1 protein-coding gene and 1 rRNA gene are annotated in these 1237 nt (G+C 33.1%); both read left to right on the forward strand.

Annotated elements, in window-relative coordinates:
- The first annotated feature begins 12 nt into the window (after positions 1–12).
- Positions 13–126: ribosomal RNA gene (gene rrf, locus FYJ55_RS10690) — 5S ribosomal RNA — on the forward strand.
- Positions 127–187: 61 nt separating this feature from the next.
- Positions 188–1045 (forward strand): aminotransferase class IV, encoded by an 858-nt coding sequence (locus FYJ55_RS10695; RefSeq protein WP_154556804.1) that lies wholly within the window; start codon positions 188–190, stop codon positions 1043–1045.
- The last annotated feature ends 192 nt before the right edge of the window (positions 1046–1237 follow it).

Below are 1237 nucleotides of genomic sequence, written 5' to 3' on the forward strand. Positions count from 1 at the left end.
GAGAACTCAAGATCCGGTGGCGATAGCAAAGTGGACACACCTGAACTCATCCCGAACTCAGAAGTTAAGCACTTTCACGGCGACAATAGTTGGGCTTGCCCCTGCGAAGATAGCTAGCTGCCGGGTTATTTTTTTTTGCCTTTTTTCTATTTCGGCATATAATATACTAGAAAGAAAAGAGGATATTATGAAGAACTTAGGCTTTTATAATGGAAAAATAGATGAATTAGAAAATATGCAAGTTCCAATGTTGGACCGTGCTTGTTATTTTGGAGATGGTGTATACGATGCATCCTATGCAAATAATCATACAATTTTTGCACTTCAAGATCATTTAAATCGATTTTACAATAGTGCAAAACTTTTAAATATTAACATTCCATATGAAAAAGAGGAATTACAATATTTATTAATTGAATTAGTAAATAAAGTAGATTCACCTACACAGTTTGTATATTGGCAGGTTTCAAGAGGAACAGGGATTCGAAATCATATTTATCCTGAAGGCATGAAAGGTAATTTATGGGTTATGATTACACCAAAGCCTTTGGCAGACCCAAATAAAGAGATGTCTGTTGTTACTATGGAAGATACAAGATTCTTTTATAATAACATTAAGACGATTAATTTAATTCCTGCAGTAATGTATTCAACAGATGCACATAGTCAGGGTTTTGATGAATGTATTTTACATAGAGGACCAGATCGTGTTACAGAATGTGCTCATAGCAACGTATCTATCTTAAAGGATGGATGCTTTATAACTGCACCTTGTGATGAATATATTTTGCCTGGTATTGCTCGTAAACACTTGTTAGAAGCTTGTACAGCTTTAAATATTCCGTATGAAGAAAAAGTGTATTCTTTGCAAGAGTTATTTGATGCGGATGAAATAATTGTATCTAGTAGTACGCACATTTGTCGTCGAGTAAAAATGGTAGATGGTAAACCATTTGTTGGGAAGGATTCATCAACATTTAAAAAGTTACAGGATTATGTATTTACTGAATTTTATGATTATACAAACGCAAAACGCATTGATTAATTAAGCTGGCATTCTACCAGTTTTCTTTTAAAAAACGATGAAAACGTATACAGTAAAAAATATGAAAAAAAATAAAAAAAACATTTGACGAAGCGAAAAGTATTTGGTAATATAGATGAGCACTGCTGAGGTGCAGATGATCTTTGAAAACTGAACAGGAAATAGAAATACAAACTAAAACGTCAATTTCGA

It is taken from the genome of Holdemanella porci (genome assembly GCF_009696075.1).
GTDB lineage: Bacteria > Bacillota_I > Bacilli_A > Erysipelotrichales > Erysipelotrichaceae > Holdemanella > Holdemanella porci.

Excerpts from the sequence above, each read along its gene's own strand:
- FYJ55_RS10695 (WP_154556804.1), top strand. The coding sequence starts at position 188 with ATGAAGAACTTAGGCTTTTATAATGGAAAAATAGATGAATTAGAAAAT.